We start from the raw sequence: 14,800 nt of genomic DNA, 5'->3' as shown, positions 1-14,800 counted from the left end.
GCCCGGTTAGCCCTGGGCAATACAGAGCATAGGTGTAAATGTGGTGCGTCGCAACCTAAACATAGCGCTTCATGCCGCCCGCCGGGCCGGCTTCTTTCCTTTGAAGCTGTCCAAAAGGTCGGCCCAATCCTGCATCAATTGGGTTCGTTCAGGCAGGTAAAGCGACCGGTTGTAGATGCGGCGGATTTCGTTTTGATCTTGATGGGCAAGTGCGGCCTCGATCACGTCACGGTCGAAGCGGCGGCCGTTCAAGATGGTGCTCGCAGTCGCGCGGAAGCCGTGAGCCGTCGCCTTGTCTTGCGGATAGCCCATGTTTCGGAGAACAGAGTTAAACGCATTTTCCGACAGCGGTTTCTTGTGGGATCTGAGCGACGGGAAAACCAATTCGTGTTCCTCGTTGAGCGGCCAGACCTCCTTGAGGACCGCCAGGGCTTGGCGCGATAGAGGCACATCATGCGGCTCACGCATCTTCATCCGCTCGCCTGGAATGCACCACAAGCGCTTTTCAAAGTTTACTTCGGTCCGCTTCATGCCCCGCACGTCGCCCGGCCGCGTCATCGTGAGGATCAGGAATTTGAAGGCGGCTTGGACAATGGGCCAGCCCTCGTACTGGTCGAGCCCGGTGAGAAACGCGCCAAGCTCCTTTTCGTCGGTGATGGCTGCGCGGTGTTTGACCTTCACTTTCAACAGCGCGCCGCGGAGTGGATAGGTGGGGTCGGTTTCTGCGCGGAGTGTCGCGATGGCATAGCGGAAGACGGCGCCGACAACGGAGCGAAGGCGATGAGCGGTGTCTCTCCGGCCGCTCGTTTCGATCTTCTTGAGAAGGTCGAGCACTTCGACGGGCCTAATCTCGGCGATCGGCCGGTTCCGAATAGGGCCCGCGAGGTCTTGCAGCATCCAGCGGTTCTTGTTGAGGGTTTGTTCGGCCGCGTCGTTCCTCTTCAAGTTGGCAAGGTATTCATCGGCGACCGCACCGAAGGTGTTCTGTGCGGCCGCTGAGTTGGCCAGCTTTTCGAGCTTTCTAGTGAGTGACGGATTTATTCCGGCCGCCAGTTGCTCCTTGATCCGGTCCCGTTTTCTTCGCGCCTGGAGCAAGGAGACGGCAGGGTAAGGGCCGAGCGACATCATGTTGGCCTTGCCGCCGAACCTGAAGCGCAACCGCCATTGCTGGCCGCCCTTCGGGTGAATTCGCAGGTGCAAACCGTCGCCATCCGACAAGAGATACGGCTTGTCTTTCGGCTTCGCTCTGTCGATGGCGAACTGAGAGAGACTCATGTGAGTACGCCTCCTCGCGATCCCGTTTTGTACTCGCGAAGTTACTCACATTCGGGGGAGAAAGCCAGAGTCGCGATGCGTCAAAGTGGCGTGAAGAAATCTCAGAAGTGCCTGTCTTCCAAGGGTTTCTGAGAAACTATGAGTCGCTATGCGAAGTGCTTCTGGTGCCCCTGGCCGGAATCGAACCAGCACTCCTTGCGGAACTCGATTTTGAGTCGAGCGCGTCTACCAGTTCCGCCACAGGGGCCCTCGGTCGGCCCTTGAAGGGAGCGTCGCGAAGCCGGCGGACTATAGCCATGGACAAAGCGGGGTCAACCCGCGCCAAAGTGATCCCGGCCGTTCTCGACAGCCGCATGGACCGGAGCTAGAGCCTTGGGGCGAGAGACCTGCGAAAGAGGCCGCCGTGACCACCCAGAGTGCCGCCATACCTGCATTCAGGCCGGGGGCCGCGAGCCCCGCGCTGACGGCCTCGCTGCTCGTCACGCTGATCGCGGCCGCCACCATCGCGGGCGCCTGGTTCTTCCAGCTCGTGCTGGAGATCCTGCCCTGTCCGCTCTGCCTGGAGCAGCGCTACGCCTATTACCTCGCAATCCCGCTCGGTGTGCTCACGGCGGCTGCGGCTCGAAGCGGCGCGCCGCGGCCGCTGCTGCTGGCGGGGCTTGCGATCCTCGCGCTGGTGACGCTCGCCAATGCCGGTCTCGGCACCTACCATTCCGGCGTCGAATGGGGATTCTGGAAAGGGCCGACCGATTGCACCGGTCCCGTCGTCAATCTCGGCAATGCCGGTGATCTCTTTTCACGGCTCGACACCGTGAAGGTGGTGCGCTGCGACGAGGTGCAGTGGCGCTTCCTCGGCCTCTCGCTCGCCGGCTACAATGTGCTGATCTCGCTGCTGATGGCTGCGATCGCCGCGTGGGGATTTGTCCGGACCGCGAAGCGCTAAAGCTCAATCGTCCACGTCGTCCTGCGTGCGTCCGAACAGATGCACGATGCCCGGCGTTGCGATCGTCACGAACACGAACCGCGACAGATGATGGGCCCCGACGAAGATCGGGTCGATGTGCAGCGTCAGCGCCAGCGCCAGCATGGCGTCCATCGCGCCGGGCGCGAAGGCGACGACGACGTCGGAGAATTTGACCTGCGTGGTGAGCGCGACGATGCCGACGAAGACGGCGGAGACGGCGATCGCCACCGTGAACGAGCCCAGCGCCGCGTTGATGTGGCCGGCGAGCGTCTTGATCCGCATCCGCGCGAACCGGCTGCCGATCAGCGCGCCGATCCCGACCAGCGCCACGCCGCGCACCCAGTCCGGCAGGCCGCCCTCGACCCAGCCGGCGCCGTGCAGCACGCTGGAGGCGATCATGGCGCCGAACATCCAGCTCGCCGGAAACTTGATTAGCCGCAGGAGCAGCGCCATGGCGAGCGAGGCGCCGACCAGCTCCACGAGATCGAGCGGCGAGGCGATCGTCGTGGTCAGCGACGGCGCGGCGGAAGGCGCGACGCCTGCAAGCGCGAGCACCATCGGGAGAGCCGCGGTGAGGATGATGACGCGCATGGTCTGCACCACCGCGATGCCCGGCAGGTCGGCGCCGCGCTCGACCGCCAGGATCGTGATCTGCGACAGCGCGCCGGGACTGCCGGCCAGGAAGGCCGAGGTGCGGTCCCAGCCATGGACTCGCTGGAGGTAATAGCTGGAGCCGAAGGTCGAGCAGAAGGTTGCGAGCGCAAGCAGCCCGATGGTGACGGGATAGGCGCCGACCTGCTGCAGCAGATGGCGCGAGACCACCGAGCCCAGCGAAATGCCGAGCAGCACCAGCACGGTCTGGGTCAACAGCGGCGGCAGTGCCAATTGGCGGCCGGCGATTGCGGCAATCCCGACCGCGATCATCGAGCCTGAGATCAGCCCGCCGGGCAGGCCGGCGAGGAGAAACACCAGGCCGCCGGCCGTGCCGATGACGAGCGTCTCCGCCGTGCTCAAGAGCTTGGCACGGCTCGGCCATTCGAACGGCAGGGAGGCGACGATTTGCTTCACGCCGCCTTATCGCAAATCAGCGGGAGGCGCACAATTGCAGGCTCGTCATGCCGCAATGCGCGCGGCTCCCGGTGACGCGCGCGGAGGACCCGCGAGGGGATTACCTCTTGTCGGCGGCAGGGGCGGCGGGCGCGGCGGTGCCGGCCCTCGCTTCCTTCTTGCACTCGCGACGGAATTTCTTGCGCTCCTTGCCCTTCAGCCCCTTGGCGTCCGCCTGCTTGGAGCACTCGATCGACTCGGCCGTACGCTCCTTCGTTGCCTTCTTGTCGATGGTGGTCGCCGTATCGGTCTTGGCCGCCGGCGCGGCGGTCTGCGCGAAGGCGGCGCCGCTGGCGAGCAGCGAGGCGAGGACGACGGCGGCGAGGCGAGAGGCGAGGGTCATGGTGTTGCGCTCTTTGCGAGATTGCGAAGGGCTGCGAACCTCGGCTCGCCTTGCTGAACGCGACATGAATAAATCCGAACGAGGCGCTCACTATATTTTGGCGGCAGAGGCGATCGCTTTCTTGTCGCGAGCGGCCGGCACGCTAGGATAGCAATTCTCGTTTCACTTCCCCGTCGGGGGAAGACCAAGGAGGAGACCCAAGGGATGACCATCCAATCGAAACTGCTGTGCGCGATCGCGTTGTCGGGATTTGCTGCGCTCGCGGCGTCGGCGCCGGCGCAGGCGCTGACCTCGCAGGAGTGCAGCGCGAAGTACCAGGCGGCCAAGAAGGACGGCTCGCTCGGCACCATGAAGTGGAATGACTTCCGCAAGGCCCAGTGCGGCGCGGACGCAACGCCGCCCGCCGCGCCAGCGGCTGCTGCGCCGACCGCAGCTGCGCCCGCAGCTCCCGCCGAGCCGAAGCAGGCGAAGAAGGAGGCGGCCCCGGCTGCCGCACCTGCCCTGCCGGCCGGGCCTGCGATCTATCCGAACGCGGTCGATCCGAAATACGCCAAGGAAACTCCCGGCAAGGCTCGGATGCATACCTGCGTCGACCAATACAACGCCAACAAGACCACCAACGGCAATGGCGGTCTGAAGTGGATCCAGAAGGGCGGCGGCTATTACAGCGAATGCACCAAGAAGCTGAAGGGCGCCGCCTGAGCCTCGAATTGATACGATGGCCGGAGCAACGCTCCGGCCATCTCGTCTAATCGAGTAATTTCTCCGCCGATTTCGCCACCAGCTGCGATCGCTTGCGCGGACCGCGCTCGACGAACAAGAGGCTCTGGCCGAAGATGAAGCAGTAGAACAGGAAGGCCTGCGCCTCGGCCTCCTCGGCCGCAAGTCCGGTGGCGCGATAGAGCTCGGCGACGTGCTTGAGTCGCGCTGCATCGACGCCCGCCACCGCCGATGCGGCACTCTCGTCCGAGCGGGCCCATTGCCGGATCGCGAGCTCGATCGCCATGGCTTCCGGATTGAGCCGCTCCGAATAGAGCTGGATCACCGCCTTCAGCCGTTCGCGGGGCTCCTGGCCGTCGAGGCGCGTCTGCTGTGCGATCGATGCGGCACGCCCCTCGCGCCAGCGCTGTAGCATGGCATCGAGCAGCGCGGCGCGGTCGGCGAAGCGGCGGTAGAAGCCGCCCTTGGTGACGCCGAGATTCTTGGCGAGCACCTCGACCCTGACACCCTCGACTCCCGAGCGGGCGAGCTCGGCAAACCCCGCCTCGACCCATACATCGCCCTTGCCGTCGCTCATGAAGCGAGCTCTCCGATTCTTGATACGGTGCCGTATTGCTAACGCGGGAATGCCTTGATACGCTACCGTATCAATCGCCGAAGGGCGCAACCGCGAGAGTTTCCCGAGCCCGCTCCCGATGCCGGCCGAGGGTGCAGGTCATGTCCGCGTTCCAGCCGAAAAATCCGGATTACCGCACCGCCGCCACCGCGATGTTCGCCGCCCAGCCGGCGATGGGCACGCTGGGCATTTCGATCGTCGATCTCGCCCCCGGCGCGGTCGAGCTGGTGATGCCGCATTCGGCCGCCTTCACGCAGCAGAACGGCTTCATCCATGCCGGCATCATTACCGCAGGTCTCGACAACGCCTGCGGCGTCGCCGCCTTCAGCCTGATGCCGCGCGAGGCCGACATCCTCACCGTCGAGTTCAAGACCACGCTGCTCGCCCCCGCCCGCGGCGGGCGGTTCGTGTTCAAGGCCGAGGTCGTCAAGCCCGGCCGCACGCTCACCTTCTGTGAGGCCAGAGCGTTTGCCGAACACGAAGGCAAGACGGGTTTGATCGCCACCATGACCGCGACGCTGATGGCGATGCTGCCTCGCAATGCTGCCTAGCGTGTGCCGCGCGCCTCCCACGCAGGGCGGCGATTGACAAGCCTGTCGACGCATCCCTTGATGCGAAGATCATGCTTGCGAGTCTCGGCCTCATCCTGCTGTGCCAGTTGATCGGCGAAGCCGTCGTGCGCGGCCTCGGCCTGCCGTTGCCGGGACCGGTGCTCGGCCTGCTGCTGCTCCTGGTGCTCCTCCTCGCTCGCGATCGTTTCGCGTTGCTCGCGTGCGGACCGCTGCGCAACGCCGGCGTCGAGACGGCAAGCAAGGGCCTGCTCGCGCATCTGTCGCTGCTGTTCGTCCCGGCCGGCGTCGGCGTCGTGCAGAAGCTCGATCTGCTCGCGTCCCACGGCATCGCGATCGTCCTGGTGCTCGCGCTGTCGGTGATCGTCACGCTGCTGGCGACGGTGCTGACCTTTCGCCTCGTCAGCCGCCTGTTGCGGCAACAGGATGCGCGATGAAGGACAATCCATTCTCGCTCTGGGTCTATCTCTCGCAGTCTCCGCTGCTGTGGCTGACCGTGACGCTGCTGGTCTATGCGACCACGGACGCGGTGTCGCTGGCGACGCGGCGCCATCCGCTGGCCAATCCCGTGCTGCATGCGATGTGGATCATCGGTGCGTTCCTGCTGATGACCGGCACCTCCTACACGACCTATTTCGCCGGCGCGCAGTTCGTGCACTTCCTGCTGGGGCCCGCCACCGTCGCGCTCGCCGTGCCGCTGTACGAGAACCGCAAGCGCGTGGTCACCTCCATCGTGCCGATGCTGGTGGCGCTGCTCGCGGGATCGGTCACGGCCGTGGTCTCGGTGGTGCTGCTGGCCGAGCTCGCCGGCCTTCCCCGCGACGTCGTGCTGTCGCTGGCGCCGAAATCGGTCACCGCCGGCGTTGCCATGGGGATCGCCGAATCCATGCATGCCGATCCTTCGCTCACGGCGGTGGCGGTGATCCTCACCGGTATCATGGGCGCCATCATCGTGACGCCGCTGATGGACCGCACCGGCATCACCGATTACCGGGCGCGCGGATTCGCGGCGGGCCTTGCCGCGCATGGTATCGGGACCGCGCGCGCCTTCCAGGTCGACGAGATCGCCGGCGTCTTCTCCGGTATCGCCATGAGCCTGAACGCTTTGGTGACCTCGTTCCTGGTCCCCTTGGCGGTCACGCTGCTGGTGCGATGACATCGCCGCCGCGACCCTCTATATGACCAGTAACAATTCCCGGTCCCGAACCGTATTCGGGGGATGGGGCCGAAATGGGACGAGATATGGCTGGACTTAAGGATAAGGGCCTCATGCCGACGCGGCGCGCAGCGTTGACGCTGATCGGGGCCAGCGCTTTTGCGGCGGGCGGGATCACCGCGGTGCTGGCCGCCCCCGGCGACGATGAAGTGCTGACCGAAGCCAAGGTGCTGCGCGATCCCGACACGCCCGTCGCCGGCAATCCCAACGGCAACATCACCATCGTCGAATGGTCCGATTACAATTGCCCCTATTGCCGCAAGCTTGAGCCCGAGCTGCGCCAGGTCGTCCAGGACGACGGCAAGGTGCGGCTGGTGATGAAGGACTGGCCGATCCTCGGGCCGGTCTCGGTCACGGCGGCGCGAACCGCGCTCGCGGCGAAGTTCCAGGACAAATATCATCAGGCCCATGACGCCATGATGGGCGTCAGCTCGCGCCTGACCGAGCCCCGCATCAACGAATTGCTGGCGGCCGCCGGCGTCGACATGGATCGCCTGAAGCGCGATCTTGCCGGTCATGGCAGCGACATCGATGCGCTCCTCAAGCGCAACAACGAGCAGGCCGAAGCCTTCGGCTTCCGCGGCACCCCGGCCTTCATCGTCGGCAAGTACCGCGTTCCCGGCGTGCTCAGCATGGCCGAGTTCGAGCAGGTCATCGCCGATGCCCGCAAGGCCAAGATGAACTGATACGCGCAGCGTTGACCGCAGCCGACACAAAGGCGCCGCCGCGAGTTCGCGACGGCGCCTTGTTCATGATACCGCGTCGTTACTTCGACGAGATCCGGACCCAGTCCTTGTGCGCGCGATCGCGCAGCGCATCCCAATCCGCCTTCGCGACGTCCCAGTTCACGATGGTGCGATTGCTGGTTGCGACCTCGCCATTGGCGACGGATGAGGTCTGCATGGAGTCATAGACGTAGACGCCGCCGGCAAGAAGCAGCGCGCCCAAAATCATTCCAAAAAACGTCCTCATAGCGAACCTCCGGTGACGCGCCGATAACGTCGGCGCGGCACGATGGTTCCGCGGCCATGCGGCGCATCTAAGGACAGGTTGTTCATTTTCCATTCAGCCACCGCACCAGCTCCGCATTGATCTCGCGCGGATAGGTGTGGCTGAGGCCGTCGATCTCGCGATAAATGACGTCGGCGCCGGCGGCCGCGAGCGCCGCCTGCGTCTGGCGCGCGGTCTGCACCGGAAACATCCAGTCAAGCTTGCCGTGGGTGATGAAGATCGGCAGCCCCTGCAAGCGCGTAGCGTCGGCCATCTCCGCCATCAGCGGATGGAACGTCGCCGCAACAGGCGCAAGATGCGTGAAGGGCGAGGCGCCGTCGAGCCCGCTCACGTAACAGAAGGTGCCGCCGTCGCTCATGCCGGTCAGCAGCATGCGTGAGGTGTCGATGGTCCAGCGGCCGCGCACGCTCTCGAGGATGCGCATGAGATTGGGCGTATCGGCATCATCGCCCATCAACGCCCAGGTCGGGCCGGTCGCGGTCGGCGCCACCAGGATCGCACCAAGGCTGCGGGCGTCGCGCAGCCAGCTCCACAGAAAGCCGCGTCCGTTGCCGCTGCCGCCATGCAGCGCCATCACCAGCGGCATGGCGTGACCTGGCGTGTAATATTCGGGCACATAGACCGAGAAGCCGCCGCGGCTGCCGGGTTCGTTGTGATCGTGGAAGATGCCGGTATCTTCGCTCGCGCCGGCTTCGAGCCGCGACAACAGATCCGCATTGTCGCGATTGGCGGCGTTGAGGAAGAAGCTGCTCACCGGTGGAAACTGCTGCGACAGCGGATAAAGCGCCTCCTGCGCGCGCGGAAGATGGCGCAGCGCACGGAAAACCGCGACCAGATCGCCGTTGCCGCGCTCGACCTCGCGGATGCCGGCAAAGGCGGCGAGCGTCTCGTCGCAGGTCCGATCCAGTCGTGCGCGCAAGTCCGCGAACTGCTCCGGCCAATCCCCGGTCGATACCCGCGCCGCCCGCAGCGCCTCGTCCGGTGTGCCGACTGCGCTCATGACGGAGGCAAAGGCCGGCGGATGCAGATTCCGCTGGAAGAACCCAAGCGCCTCCAGCGCGTTCAGCAGCGGCGGCAGCACGGCCACGATGTCGTCGATCACGGCCTCGCTCATCGCGGCTTCCTCGAGCTTGGGATCAATGCAGCTTCGGCGCCTTCAGAAGCTTGAAGCGGTCGGTCGAGGTCACCGTGACGTCGAAGGTGACGCCGTGGTGGTGCACGGTCAGCGGCACGTCGACGCCGGCGGCGCCGAGGGCCCACATCTTCTTGTAGAATTGGGTCTGGCTCGTGACCTTGTCGCCGTTGACGGCGAGGATGACGTCGCCGGTCTTGAGCTCGGCACGGGCGGCGGGGCCGTTGGTGGAGATTCCGATCACCACCACGCGGTTATCGATCTCGGTCGAGAACAGCCCGAGCCAGGGCCGCGCCGGCTTGTTGACGCGGCCGAACTTGCGCAAGTCGTCCAGGATCGGCTTCAACAGGTCGATCGGCACGACCATGTTGACGTGCTCGGCCTTGCCGTCGCGTTCGCGGTCGAGCTGAAGCGAGCCGATGCCGATCAGCTCGCCGCGCTCATTGAGCAGTGCCGTGCCGCCCCAGTTCGGATGCGCGGGATAGGTGAAGATGGCCTCGTCCAGTAGATATTCCCAATAGCCGGCGAATTCCTGCTTGGCCACGATCTGGCTCGCGACCGAGCGCGTGCGGCCGCCGGCGCCGCCGACCACGACGCGGTCGCCGACCCGGGTCTCCGCCGAATTGCCGAGCGGCAGCGGCTCGACGTCGAGCTCACCGAGAGCCTGTACCAGGCCGAAGCCGGTGACGGAATCGAAGCCGAGCGCATGCCCTTCGACCACCCGCCCGTCGGCGCGGTGCAGCCACACCGATTCCGCCTCGGTGATGAGATAGCCGATGGTGAGCACCAGCCCGTCGTCGATCACGACGCCGTTGCCGGCGCGTTCGGTGCCCAGCGTCTCGGCGCTGAAGGCGTCCGGAGGGATGATGGCGTGCAGGCCGACGACGGATCCGAGCGCGCGGTCGAGGTCGAAACCGTAGTCGCTCGCACGCGGCTGATTGGCCGGCGGCACTCTCCATTCGGTCAGGGTGGACATGGAGTTCTCCTGGTCTTTCTCTTGGCGCTTGACATGCCTCTAGCGCGAGAAGTGCCGCGTGAAATCAGAGACAATCTATGCCGCGAACGTCTCTCTTTAAAGACCGCCGTGCGTGGACCGGCCGCGAAATGCAGAATTCTGGAGCAGGCGCACCTGGTAAGTCTCGGCGCTCGCTCGAAAAGACATTGTCGGTCCCATGTGGCAGGCGTATCGTTCCTCATCTGTGGAACAAGCCATGAGCGATGACAAGAATTTCGATCGGTTGACTCTGGAAAATGCGCTGACCGAGCTTGGCCGCCGGGCCTACGCCGCAGGCCGTACCGTCGAAATCGTAATCTATGGCGGATCGGCCCTCCTACTGACCTTGAACCGGCAGATCAACACCGGGGACGTCGACGCGGTGTTCGAAGGCAACAAGGATTTCATCAAGAGGCTTGCGGTCGAGATGGCGGAGGAGTTCGGCTGGGACGAGAACTGGTTGAACGACGGAGTGAAGGGGTGGTTGAGCAAGAGAGACGCGGATCCAGACGTGAAGGCCCTATTTAAGACCTACCCCACCGAGGATCAGCCAGGCCTCCGCGTCTACACCGCCAGACCGGAATACTTGTTTGCCATGAAATGCCGGGCGATGCGTGTCGGCGGTGTGGAAACGAACTCGGACATCGACGACATCAAGCTCCTCGCACGCGCGATAGGCGTCAAGAACAGCCGGGATGCACTGACATTGGTCGAAAAATTCTATCCGCAGAATATGCTTGAACCCAAGACCCGGTTAGGTCTCGAGGAGATTTTCTCAAATCTCGAAAATGGAACGGAAGACGATCACACGCCTCCGGCGAGCCAGTCATGAGCCTGTTCAGCAAGAAGCCCGCGACGCTAAGTGATGTCGTTCGCCGCGTACGAGCTGGCGAGCAGAAGTTCGACCCGTCGCTTCGCGAATTTCTCGATTGGTTCTACATGAACCCGCACGCGCGCCAGCAGGCCATCGAAGAACGACCTGCATCGATCGACCCTGTACACGACGCCTATGCAGCGGCAGTGGCGGAGCACCTTGCGCGCGTGTACGGATTGCAGATACCGGAGTGGACCGAGGTTCACGGCAACGAGCTTCGGGAGCCCTTCTTTGCAGGCGGTCTACAATCTCTGAAGGGGGTGCTGGTTGCAGAGAGCCCGACGGCCTTCCGCCGGCGTCTCCTGTTTGTCAGTAAAGACGCGCTGTCGAGGCCGAGAATGTAGTGGTGCGGTGGTGTGTGCGGCCAGTCGCCTTGGACCGCGCCGTGAGACCCTGCTGGGCCGCATGGCTGGTGTCCCTGCCCCTGCTAGGCGGCTCCTACCTAAGCTGCTAACCATTGTCGCTTCGTTTGACCAGGGATCACGGACGACAAGCATGGACAACCGCAGCGACATCTGGCGTGGCGTCGACACGATCAAGGCGCGTTTCATCGACCTCAGCGACAGGGTCTGGGGCATGCCGGAGGTGTGCTACACCGAGGCGCGGTCCGCCGCCGAGCACCTCGCCGAGCTGCGCCATCAGGGCTTCCGCGTCACCGAGAACGTCGCCGGCATTCCGACCGCGGTGATGGGGGAGTGGGGCGAGGGCGGTCCGGTCATTGCCTTCATGGGTGAATACGACGCGCTGCCGGGCCTCAGCCAGGAGGCGGGTGTCGCCGAGCATCGCCCCGTCGAAACCGGCGGCCATGGTCATGGCTGCGGTCACAACCTGCTCGGTTCCGCCGCACTGCTCGCCGCGACCGCCATGAAGGATTGGCTCGCCGAGAACAAGGTGCCCGGCCGCGTGCGCTATTACGGCTGCCCGGCTGAAGAGGGCGGCGCCGCAAAGGCCTTCATGGTGCGTTCCGGCGCGTTCGAGGACGCCGACATCGCCATCACCTGGCATCCGCACAGCTTCTGGGAAGTCGCGGTGACGCCCTCGCTCGCCAACACGCGCGCGGACTTCATCTTCACCGGCCGCACCTCGCATGCGGCGGCCTCGCCGCATCTCGGCCGTTCCGCGCTCGACGCGGTGGAATTGATGAATGTCGGCGTGAACTACATGCGCGAGCACATGCCGAGCGACGCGCGCGTCCACTATGCGCTGCTCGATACCGGCGGCATCGCGCCGAACGTGGTGCAGGCCCATGCGCGGGTGCGCTATTCGATCCGCGCGCGTGATCTGCCCGGCATGAACGAGCTGGTCGGGCGCGTGAGCAAGATCGCGGAGGGCGCGGCGCTGATGACCGAGACCAAGGTGGAGATGAAGATCATTTCCGCGGTCTCCAACATCCTGCCGAACGCGCCGCTGGAACAGGCACTGCACCGGGTCATGGAAGAGCTCGGGCCGCCGCATTTCGATGACGCGGACAAGAGCTTTGCCAGCCAGATCCGCGCGACGCTGAGCGACAAGGACATCGCGTCCGTCTACTACGCGATCGGCATGGAGCCGACGGATAGGCCGCTGGCCGATTTCCTGGTGCCGCTCGATGCCAAGCGCAACCCGCTGGTCGGTTCGACCGACGTCGGCGACGTCAGCTGGGTGGTGCCGACCGTGCAGGTGCACGCACCCACAGTTGCAATCGGCACGCCCTTCCACACCTGGCAGGTGGTGGCGCAGGGTAAGAGTTCGCACGCCCACAAGGCCATGGTGCAGGCGGCCAAGGCGATGGCCGGTCTCGGCATCAAGGCGCTGACGGATCCGGAGCTGATCAAGGCGGCGAAGGCCGACCTGAAGAAGCGGACGGCGAGGACACCGTATGTCTGTCCGCTGCCGGATCACGTCGAGCCGCCGCTCACCATGTCCGTGGCGTAGAATTTCGCCTCGATACTTCGTCTGATCCCACGAACAAATTTTCCGCAGTGCAGCGTGCAATCCGGCATGTTTTGATGCTGGATTGCCGAACAGATGGGCTGCAGAACACGGTTTTGCCCAACAGACAGCCAGAAGACCGTTTGCATACACACGGTCCCAGTTGACGCGCCCCCCATTCGGTGTGCCATCTACTGCCAGCAAATTGGGCGGCCGCTCTTGTCGACCGTCTTCATCACGATGGGAACCAGACGGGGGACAACCATGCTGGATAAAGAACTGCGTTCGATGATCGGTCAGGTGAAGGACGGGCGGATGGATCGCCGCGCCTTCATCAAGCGCATGGCCGCGGTCGGTCTCACCGCGCCCCTCGCCAACCAGATCCTCGCGCTCGGCGGCGTCGCCATGGCCGAGGGCGCCTCGACCTACAAGCCGACCAAGCGTGGCGGCGGCGGTGCGCTGAAGCTGCTGTGGTGGCAGGGCCCGACCCTGCTCAATCCGCATTTCGCCACCGGCACCAAGGACCAGGACGGCTCGCGCCTGTTCTACGAACCGCTCGCGTCCTGGGATCCCGAAGGCAACATGAAGCTGGTTCTGGCGGCGGAGATTCCCTCGCTCCAGAATGGCGGGCTCGCCGCTGACGGCAAATCGGTGACCTGGAAGCTCAAGCCCGGCGTCAAATGGCACGATGGCAAGCCGTTCTCCGCCGACGACGTCGTGTTCAACTGGGAATACGCCAGCGATCCCGCGACCGCAGCCGTCACCATCGGCACCTATCGCGACATCAAGGTCGAGAAGATCGACGATCTCACGGTGCGCATCGTCTTCAACAAGCCGACGCCCTTCTGGGCCGATGCTTTCGTCGGCGCTCCCAATACCATCATCCCCAAGCATCTTTTTGCGGACTACAAAGGCGCCAAATCCCGCGAGGCTCCGAACAACCTGTCGCCGGTCGGCACCGGTCCCTACAAATTCGTGGAGTTCAAGCCCGGCGATCTCGTGCGCGGCGTGATCAATCCCGATTACCACATGCCGAACCGCCCCTACTTCGACACGCTCGAAATGAAGGGCGGCGGCGACGCCGTTTCGGCCGCGCGCGCGGTGATCCAGACCGGCGAATACGATTTCGGCTATAACATCCAGGTCGAAGACGATGTGCTGCTGCGCCTGGAGAAGGGCGGCAAGGGCAAGGCCGTCTACGCCGTGGGCGGCGACACCGAGTTCATCGCGCTCAATTTCACCGACCCCAATACCGAGGTCGATGGCGAGCGCTCCTCGATGAAGACCAAGCACCCGCTGTTCTCCGACCCGGCCGTGCGCAAGGCGCTTGCGATGCTGGTCGATCGCGAGTCGGTCAAGAAGGCGATCTACGGCCGCGCCGGCCGCACCACCGCCAATTTCCTGAACGGGCCCGAGAAGTTCGTGTCCAAGAACAACACCTGGGAATTCAACGTCGAGAAGGCGGCGAAACTCCTCGACGACGCCGGCTGGAAGCCGGGCGCGGACGGCATCCGCGAAAAGGACGGCAAGAAGCTGAAGCTTCTGTACCAGACCTCGATCAACGGCCCGCGCCAGAAGACCCAGGCCATCGTCAAGCAGGCTTGCCAGAAGGCCGGCATCGAAGTCGAACTCAAATCAGTCGTCGCCTCGGTGTTCTTCTCCTCGGACGTCGGCAATCCCGACACCTATCCGAAGTTCTACGCGGACCTGGAGATGTTCCAGATCCCGATGAGCCAGCCGGATCCGTCGCAGCACATGCGCCGCTACACGTCGGACAGGGTGGCGACCAAGGAAAACAAGTGGCAGGGCACGAATTATCCGCGCTGGGTCAACAAGGACTATGATGCGATCATCGCAGCGGCTGAGGGCGAAATGGACCCGATCAAGCGCGCCGAGCTCTACATCAAGGCCAATGACCTCCTGATCCAGGAGGTCGTGTTCATCCCCGTGCAGCATCGCCTCAAGGTGGAAGCCGCAGCCAATAACCTCGTCTGTATCATCAGCGGCTGGGCCAACGAAACCGACAACCTGTTCGACTGGTACCGGGAGGCGTGATCACGCGGGCGTA

Annotated in this window: 17 protein-coding genes and 1 tRNA gene; 10 read left to right on the top strand and 8 right to left on the bottom strand. The window is 64.5% G+C overall.

Going from position 1 to position 14,800, the window contains the following annotated elements; genetic code table 11:
- Positions 1–69: 69 nt before the first annotated feature.
- Both TSA1_RS20340 and TSA1_RS20335 read right to left on the bottom strand, forming a co-directional pair.
- Positions 70–1,275 (bottom strand): tyrosine-type recombinase/integrase, encoded by a 1,206-nt coding sequence (locus tag TSA1_RS20340; RefSeq protein ID WP_100177892.1) that lies wholly within the window; start codon positions 1,273–1,275, stop codon positions 70–72.
- A 162-nt stretch (positions 1,276–1,437) separates the two neighbouring features.
- Positions 1,438–1,522 (bottom strand) — tRNA-Leu (locus TSA1_RS20335).
- 156 nt (positions 1,523–1,678) lie between these two features.
- On the opposite strand from TSA1_RS20335, the gene TSA1_RS20330 reads away from it, so the two are divergent.
- Positions 1,679–2,218: a disulfide bond formation protein B gene (locus TSA1_RS20330; protein ID WP_100177891.1), complete on the top strand. Its 540-nt coding sequence runs from the start codon at positions 1,679–1,681 to the stop codon at positions 2,216–2,218.
- A 3-nt stretch (positions 2,219–2,221) separates the two neighbouring features.
- On the opposite strand, the gene TSA1_RS20325 is transcribed toward TSA1_RS20330, so the two are convergent.
- On the bottom strand, positions 2,222–3,307 hold the full coding sequence (locus TSA1_RS20325; RefSeq protein WP_100177890.1) for an AbrB family transcriptional regulator: 1,086 nt from the start codon (positions 3,305–3,307) through the stop codon (positions 2,222–2,224).
- Between the two features lie 100 nt (positions 3,308–3,407).
- Entirely contained in the window at positions 3,408–3,689 is a 282-nt protein-coding gene (locus TSA1_RS20320; RefSeq protein WP_100177889.1) for a PsiF family protein, read from the bottom strand.
- Positions 3,690–3,893: 204 nt separating this feature from the next.
- On the opposite strand from TSA1_RS20320, the gene TSA1_RS20315 reads away from it, so the two are divergent.
- On the top strand, positions 3,894–4,391 hold the full coding sequence (locus TSA1_RS20315) for a hypothetical protein (RefSeq protein WP_100177888.1): 498 nt from the start codon (positions 3,894–3,896) through the stop codon (positions 4,389–4,391).
- Positions 4,392–4,437: 46 nt separating this feature from the next.
- Here TSA1_RS20315 and TSA1_RS20310 read toward each other — a convergent pair whose 3' ends face one another.
- Positions 4,438–4,986 (bottom strand): TetR/AcrR family transcriptional regulator, encoded by a 549-nt coding sequence (locus tag TSA1_RS20310; protein ID WP_100177887.1) that lies wholly within the window; start codon positions 4,984–4,986, stop codon positions 4,438–4,440.
- A 140-nt stretch (positions 4,987–5,126) separates the two neighbouring features.
- On the opposite strand from TSA1_RS20310, the gene TSA1_RS20305 reads away from it, so the two are divergent.
- From TSA1_RS20305 to TSA1_RS20290, 4 genes are all read left to right on the top strand, one after another.
- On the top strand, positions 5,127–5,576 hold the full coding sequence (locus tag TSA1_RS20305) for a PaaI family thioesterase (protein ID WP_100181239.1): 450 nt from the start codon (positions 5,127–5,129) through the stop codon (positions 5,574–5,576).
- Positions 5,577–5,647: 71 nt separating this feature from the next.
- On the top strand, positions 5,648–6,031 hold the full coding sequence (locus TSA1_RS20300) for a CidA/LrgA family protein (protein WP_100177886.1): 384 nt from the start codon (positions 5,648–5,650) through the stop codon (positions 6,029–6,031).
- On the top strand, positions 6,028–6,750 hold the full coding sequence (locus tag TSA1_RS20295; protein ID WP_100177885.1) for an LrgB family protein: 723 nt from the start codon (positions 6,028–6,030) through the stop codon (positions 6,748–6,750). Before TSA1_RS20300 ends, TSA1_RS20295 begins: the two co-directional genes overlap by 4 nt.
- Before the next feature lie 86 nt (positions 6,751–6,836).
- Positions 6,837–7,496, top strand: coding sequence for a DsbA family protein (locus TSA1_RS20290; protein ID WP_174718987.1), 660 nt, complete (start codon positions 6,837–6,839; stop codon positions 7,494–7,496).
- 79 nt (positions 7,497–7,575) lie between these two features.
- On the opposite strand, the gene TSA1_RS20285 is transcribed toward TSA1_RS20290, so the two are convergent.
- The 3 genes from TSA1_RS20285 to TSA1_RS20275 form a co-directional block, all read right to left on the bottom strand.
- Positions 7,576–7,782 carry a hypothetical protein gene (locus TSA1_RS20285; protein WP_008142940.1) on the bottom strand — a complete coding sequence of 69 codons (207 nt, stop codon included), beginning with the start codon at positions 7,780–7,782 and terminating at the stop codon, positions 7,576–7,578.
- Positions 7,783–7,864: 82 nt separating this feature from the next.
- Complete coding sequence (locus TSA1_RS20280) at positions 7,865–8,935, bottom strand: alpha/beta hydrolase (RefSeq protein ID WP_100177883.1); 1,071 nt, start codon at positions 8,933–8,935, stop codon at positions 7,865–7,867.
- Between the two features lie 22 nt (positions 8,936–8,957).
- On the bottom strand, positions 8,958–9,929 hold the full coding sequence (locus tag TSA1_RS20275; protein WP_100177882.1) for a S1C family serine protease: 972 nt from the start codon (positions 9,927–9,929) through the stop codon (positions 8,958–8,960).
- Positions 9,930–10,164: 235 nt separating this feature from the next.
- Here TSA1_RS20275 and TSA1_RS20270 point away from each other — a divergent pair, with 235 nt between their 5' ends.
- The 4 genes from TSA1_RS20270 to TSA1_RS20255 all read left to right on the top strand — a co-directional run bounded on the left by TSA1_RS20270 (position 10,165) and on the right by TSA1_RS20255 (position 14,787).
- The gene (locus TSA1_RS20270; protein ID WP_142250933.1) at positions 10,165–10,779 is read left to right on the top strand and encodes a hypothetical protein; all 615 of its coding nucleotides are present in this window, start codon (positions 10,165–10,167) and stop codon (positions 10,777–10,779) included.
- Positions 10,776–11,165, top strand: a complete 390-nt coding sequence (locus TSA1_RS20265; RefSeq protein WP_028134102.1) for a hypothetical protein — start codon at positions 10,776–10,778, stop codon at positions 11,163–11,165. The genes TSA1_RS20270 and TSA1_RS20265 overlap by 4 nt, the downstream gene beginning before the upstream one ends.
- 151 nt (positions 11,166–11,316) lie before the next feature.
- Positions 11,317–12,735: a M20 family metallopeptidase gene (locus TSA1_RS20260; RefSeq protein ID WP_100177880.1), complete on the top strand. Its 1,419-nt coding sequence runs from the start codon at positions 11,317–11,319 to the stop codon at positions 12,733–12,735.
- 261 nt (positions 12,736–12,996) lie between these two features.
- Positions 12,997–14,787, top strand: coding sequence for a peptide ABC transporter substrate-binding protein (locus TSA1_RS20255; RefSeq protein WP_100177879.1), 1,791 nt, complete (start codon positions 12,997–12,999; stop codon positions 14,785–14,787).
- Positions 14,788–14,800 lie beyond the last annotated feature (13 nt).

Source organism: Bradyrhizobium nitroreducens (genome assembly GCF_002776695.1).
Taxonomy (GTDB): Bacteria; Pseudomonadota; Alphaproteobacteria; order Rhizobiales; family Xanthobacteraceae; genus Bradyrhizobium; species Bradyrhizobium nitroreducens.
This window is presented reverse-complemented; position numbering and strand designations above follow the sequence as displayed.